5 protein-coding genes are annotated in these 5,804 nt (G+C 68.1%); all 5 read right to left on the reverse strand.

Features of this window, described 5'->3' with window-relative positions; all coding sequences use genetic code 11:
• Positions 1 to 533 precede the first annotated feature (533 nt).
• Entirely contained in the window at positions 534 to 2,936 is a 2,403-nt protein-coding gene (locus Q4I23_RS29900; RefSeq protein ID WP_498528631.1) for a heavy metal translocating P-type ATPase, read from the reverse strand.
• 151 nt (positions 2,937 to 3,087) lie between these two features.
• Positions 3,088 to 3,546 carry a c-type cytochrome gene (locus Q4I23_RS29905; RefSeq protein WP_498528632.1) on the reverse strand — a complete coding sequence of 153 codons (459 nt, stop codon included), beginning with the start codon at positions 3,544 to 3,546 and terminating at the stop codon, positions 3,088 to 3,090.
• 20 nt (positions 3,547 to 3,566) lie between these two features.
• On the reverse strand, positions 3,567 to 3,842 hold the full coding sequence (locus Q4I23_RS29910) for a hypothetical protein (RefSeq protein WP_498528633.1): 276 nt from the start codon (positions 3,840 to 3,842) through the stop codon (positions 3,567 to 3,569).
• A gap of 177 nt (positions 3,843 to 4,019) precedes the next feature.
• The gene (locus tag Q4I23_RS29915; protein ID WP_498528634.1) at positions 4,020 to 4,412 is read right to left on the reverse strand and encodes a hypothetical protein; all 393 of its coding nucleotides are present in this window, start codon (positions 4,410 to 4,412) and stop codon (positions 4,020 to 4,022) included.
• A gap of 37 nt (positions 4,413 to 4,449) precedes the next feature.
• On the reverse strand, positions 4,450 to 5,804 hold a 1,355-nt coding region (locus Q4I23_RS29920), incomplete at its 5' end, for an efflux RND transporter permease subunit (protein WP_498528635.1).

The raw sequence follows: 5,804 nt of genomic DNA on the forward strand, positions 1-5,804 counted from the left end.
GGCGGTGGCTACGGCGGCGGCAGCAGCGGCGGTGGCGGCTATGGTGGCGGCGGTGGTGGTCGCAGCGGCGGTGGTGCTCCGCCCAAGCACGACGACCTGGACGACGAAATCCCGTTCTAAAACTTACCAGGGGCGGTCGTGTAAGGTTTCCAGCCTGAGGCCTTTGTGTTTACTAGTTTCCCCGGTTGCATACCTTGCCGGCTGTGGTGTTTTTTTGCCTGTGAGATTGTTACCGGGGAAGCCTGTAAAGAATTGCACGGTTTCAGATCCGCATGATCGTGATGGAGGGGGAGTGAATCTCCCTCTTGATCGCTTCCGTGGGCGTGCTTCCTATCTGGCCGAACGCTTGGCTGCTGACAATTCGGCTCACCAAACGGGTAGCCCAGTTCCTTCTATGCGCGGGAAAGCAGGCCGCAGTAGGAACTCGGCAGACGATACCAATGGGGATTCCCGACACCCACGGATGACGGTCAGGAGCATAGTCCGGGAAGACCGGCGTCCGGCCTTCGCGCGGGCGACACCCGTCGATCATTCTACAATTTGAGCCTACGCAGCCGCAGCGCGTTCCCAACCACGGACACCGAACTCAGGGCCATCGCGGCCGCGGCGATGATCGGCGACAGCGTCCACCCGAACAGCGGGTAGAAGACACCCGCCGCGACCGGCACGCCGAGCGCGTTGTAGACGAACGCCAGAAACAGGCTCTGCCGGATGTTGCGCATCGTTGCCCGGCTGAGCGTCCGCGCCCGTGCGATGCCCGCCAGATCCCCCTTCACCAGCGTCACCCCGGCGCTCTGGATCGCGACCTCGGTGCCGGTGCCCATCGCCACGCCGACGTCGGCCTCGGCCAGCGCTGGGGCGTCGTTCACGCCGTCTCCGGCCATCGCCACCACCCGGCCCTGCGCCTTCAGCCGCTTCACCACCTGGTTCTTGTCCTCCGGCAGCACCTCGGCCTCGACCGCGTCGATGCCCAGGCGGCGCGCCACCGCCTCGGCCGTGGTCCGGTTGTCGCCGGTCAGCATGACGATCCGCACGCCGTCGTTCCGGAGCGTCTCCAGCGCGTGCGGCGTGGTCGCCTTGATCGGGTCGGCGACCGCAATCACGCCACCGGGCTGGCCGTCGATGGCGGCGAAGAGAGCGGTGGCGCCCTCGCGCCGGAGGTCGTCGGTGCGCGTTTCCAAGTCGCCCAGCGCGACACCCTGGTCCCGCATCATCGCAGCGTTGCCGAGGGACACTGTGCGCCCGCCGACCGTCCCGATGACGCCCTTGCCGGTGACGGAGCCGAAGTCGGCGACGTCCCGCAGCGGCAGGCCCCGTTCCTTGGCGGAGGCGACGATGGCGGCCGCCAGCGGGTGCTCGCTCGACCGCTCCAGGCTCGCCGCCAGCGTCAGAAGGTCCGCCTCGTCGATGCCCGGCGCCGGAACCATGGCGGTCACCTTTGGCTTGCCCTCGGTCAGGGTGCCGGTCTTGTCAACGACGAGCGTGTCGACCTTCTCGAACCGCTCCAGGGACGCCGCGTCCTTGATCAGGACGCCCGCAGTCGCTCCCTTGCCGACACCGACCATGATCGACATCGGCGTCGCCAGCCCCAGCGCGCAAGGACAGGCGATGATGAGCACCGAGACCGCCGCGATCAGCGCGTAGGCGAAGGCGGGCTGCGGTCCCCAAACCATCCAGGCGACGAAGGCCAGGGCGGCCACGAGGATCACCGCCGGGACGAAGTAGCCGGACACCACGTCGGCCATGCGCTGGATGGGCGCCCGGCTGCGCTGGGCCTCGGCCACCATGGTGACGATGCGCGACAGCATGGTGTCGGACCCAACCTTCTCGGCGCGCATCACCAAGGCACCGGTCTGGTTCACCGTTCCGCCGATCACCTTGGAGCCGGGCTCCTTTCCGACCGGCATGCTCTCGCCGGTGACCATGGACTCGTCGACGGCGCTGCGGCCCTCCAGGACCTCGCCGTCGACCGGCACGCCCTCGCCGGGACGGACGCGCAGCCGGTCGCCAACCTGGACCACCTCGAGCGGCACCTCCTCGTCCTCGCCATCGGCACGGATGCGGCGCGCCGTCTTCGGCGCCAAGTTCAGCAGGGCGCGGATGGCGCCGCCGGTCTGCTCACGGGCGCGGAGTTCGAGCACCTGGCCCAACAGCACCAGCACGGTGATGACCGCCGCCGCCTCGTAGTAGACGGCCACCACGCCATCCATGCCTCGGAAGCTCGGCGGAAAGATGCCCGGCAGGAACGTCGCGACCAGGCTGAACACGTAGGCCACCCCGACGCCCAGCGCGATCAGGCTGAACATGTTCAGGCTGCGGTTCATGAACGACCGCCAGCCGCGCTCCAGCAGCGGCCAACCCGCCCACAGCACCACCGGCGTCGCCAACAGGAACTGCACCCAGACGGAGATGCGGGGCGGCACCACGTCATGGAGCCCAAGCCCCGGGATGTGGCCGCCCATCTCCAGCACCAGCAGTGGCACGCTCAGGACCAATCCGATCCAGAACCGCCGCGTCATGTCGACGAGTTCCGGGTTGGACCCTTCCTCGAGGGTGGCTCCGACCGGCTCCAGGGCCATGCCGCAGATCGGGCAGTTGCCCGGCCCCTCCTGGCGGATCTCCGGGTGCATCGGGCAGGTGTAGATCACGCCCTTCTGCGGCGACGCCTGGGCGGCCTTCTCGGGAGCGGCGGGCTTTGCCTCCGGCTTCAGGTACCGCTCCGGGTCGGCGACGAACTTGTCGTGGCAGCGCACCGAGCAGAAGTGGAAGGTCTGGCCGCCGTGCCCGGCTTGGTGCCCGGTCCGCTCGGGATCGACCATCATGCCGCACACGGGGTCCTTCACCTTGGGCCGCTCGTCGGGACCGGCGTGGTGGTCGTGCCCACCGTGACTGTGGTGGTCAGGATGGTGTGCGTGGCTGCGGTGCTGGTCGTTCATGTTCGCTTCTCCCTTCGCATGCAGGCGTCGGTGCCTCCGCGTTCGTTCGCGCTTCCCGGCACCGGCGTGCGATGGCATCCATGAAACCGAGGCTCCACCTTCCAATGACTGGAAGGTCAAGCGCGTTGTGCAGACCGCTCGCGCCCGCTCCTCATTTCCGCGCGCGCTCGCTCAGGGCGGCGTGGCGACGACGGATCTCCTCGGGCCAGGAACTCTTGATGAAGACCAGGACCGCCCAGATCTCGGCATCGCTCAGCACGCCGCCGAAGGCGGGCATGTCGCTCTCGTAGCCGGGCGGGGCGAACTCAACGACGCCTTGCTTGGTGATCTTGAAGAGGTCGGCGTCGGGGTGGTGCCACGTATGCCCGGAGGCGTCGTGCGGCGGCGCGGGCAGACGGCCATCCGGCTTGCGGCTTTGCCACTCCGGCTGGCCCTCGAGCCGCACGCCGTGGCACGACGCGCACTGCTCCGCGTAGACCGCCTTGCCCTGGGCAACCTGGGCGGCGTTGGTTGGATCGGCGCCCGCCTTGGGTCCAGCGAGCAGGACGACGCCAGCCACCGCGATCGCTGCACCTATGGCCAAGCCAACGCCAATCTTCATCGCCTTCATCACCACATCCCCCCGGCACATCACGACCGGAACGGTTTCCAGGTCTTGCCGCCGTCCTGGCTGGTCAGGATGGCGCTCTTGTCGGTCACGGCGTAGAGCCGCTCGGGGTTGGTCAGCCACACGCCGTGATGCGAGGCGAGATACAGGCGCGACGGGTCTGTGGGGTCCACGACAATCCCGTGGAGGTGTGAGACCTCATTCAGCTTGAGGGTCTCTGCCGCCCGGACCGGTACGGCGACCACGGCACCGACCAGCAGGGCGGCAGCCATCGTGGCGAGTTTCTTCTTGGCGCTCATCGCGCATCTCCTTGCTTGCGGGGCGGATGGTGCGGGGAGCCTCATGCCGCCCATGCCGATCTCATGCCGACGGCACCTGAAGGCGCCGTCGGCATGACCCTCTCGATCAATGCTAAAGCATTGATCTACTGGGTTTCACAGTTGGAGAATGATAAAAGCGATCATTTTCCAACCGTATCAGTGACCCGCGTGGCCCATCTCGAAGCGGGCCTGGACCGGCTTCTGGCCGGGCATGGTCAGGGCAGTCACGACCTTCACGCTGTCGTGCGCGCCGCCGAGGTTCGCCTGCCCCTTGAGGGCGTTGCCGCCCGCGGGTTCGAGCGCGACCTTTTGGGTCTGCTTGTTCGCCAGGACCGTCGCCTCGGCCTTGGCGCCGGTCACATCGACCGGCTTGTCGGCACCATCGGTCACGTACAGGACGACGTCGTTGCCCTTGAGCACGACTTCGACGTGGTAGGGGCCTGCGTCGGCGCGCTGGCCACCGTTCGGGCCAATCTTCGGGCCGTCGGCGAAGGCCGTGGCCGGGGCGGTGAAGAGGGCGGTGGCGAGCAGGAGGGTCGAGAACTTCACGGTGTGGTTTCCTTCTGGATGGACCGGGTGAGGGGGATCAGTAGGCCTCGGCCGGGCGCAGCGAACCGGCCTGGGCGGCAACCAGACGGTTCAGCGGCTTCTCGCCGAGCTTGAGGAAGAGAACCGGGGTCAGGACGGTGTCGAGCAGGGTCGCGCTGACCAGCCCGCCGAAGATGGTGACGGCGACCGGGTGCAGGATCTCCTTGCCCGGCGCGTCGGCGCCGATCATCAGCGGCACCAGCGCCACGCCCGCCGACAGTGCGGTCATCAGCACGGGTGTCAGGCGCTCCTGGCTGCCCCGGATCACCATAGCCTTGCCGAAGGTCTCGCCCTCGTGCAGGACAAGGTTGATGTAATGGCTGATCTTCAGGATGCCGTTGCGCGTGCTGATGCCGGTCAGCGTGATGAAGCCGATCATCGAGGCCACCGACAGCGGCTGTCCGGCGATCCACAGCGCCGCGACGCTGCCGATGAGGGCCAGCGGCACGTTGCCCATGATGATCAGGGCGAGCACCGCCGAGCGGTACCGGCTGTAGAGCACCAGGAAGATCATCGCCAGCGACACCATCGACAGCGCGGCGATGGTCTTGGACGCCTCCTCCTGCGCCTGGAAGGTGCCTTCCAAGCTGGTGAAGTAGCCCGGCGGCAGCTGCGACCGGGCGACCACGTCGCGGATGCCCGCGACGATCCGGGCCATGTCCGTCTGGCCGTCGGAGTTGCCGAGGATGACGATGCGGCGCTTGCCGTTCTCCCTCAGGATCTGGTTGGGGCCGTCCGTCTCCTCGACCGAGGCGAACAGGCTGAGCGGCACCCGGCCCGCCGGGGTCTCGACCAGCAGGTTTGCCAAGCCGCTGGTGGTGCGGTCCTCGTCCGACAGGCGCAACACGACGTCGAAACGCCGGGTGCCGTCGACGATCTCCGACACCACGCGGCCGTTGGACAGGCTCTCCAGCGCCTCCGTCGCCATGGCCGGGGTCACGCCGTAGAGCGTCGCCCGCTCGTAGTCCACGACCACCTGGACCTGCGGGATGCGCACCTGCTTCTCGATCTGGAGGTCGACCAGTCCCGGAACCGCCGCGAGCTTCTGCTGAAGCTGCCCGGCGAGGCTGCGCAGGGTGTCCAGATCCTCGCCGAAGACCTTCAACGCGATCTGGGCGCGGACCCCGGAGAGCATGTGGTCGAGCCGGTGGGAAATCGGCTGGCCGATGTTCACCGACACCGGCAGGGCGGCCAGCCGGGCGCGCACGTCGGCCAGCACCTCGGCCCGGCTGCGTTCGGACGGCTTCAGGTCGACGTCGATCTCGCTGGAGTGTACGCCCTCGGCGTGCTCGTCGAGTTCGGCGCGGCCGGTGCGGCGCCCGACGGAGGCCACCTCGGGCACCTGCATGATCA

This window comes from Azospirillum sp. UFLA03-27 (genome assembly GCF_059803775.1).

Coding starts and splice junctions, on each gene's coding strand:
- Q4I23_RS29900 (WP_498528631.1), bottom strand. CDS start 2,936: ATGAACGACCAGCACCGCAGCCACGCACACCATCCTGACCACCACAGT.
- Q4I23_RS29905 (WP_498528632.1), bottom strand. CDS start 3,546: ATGAAGGCGATGAAGATTGGCGTTGGCTTGGCCATAGGTGCAGCGATC.
- Q4I23_RS29910 (WP_498528633.1), bottom strand. CDS start 3,842: ATGAGCGCCAAGAAGAAACTCGCCACGATGGCTGCCGCCCTGCTGGTC.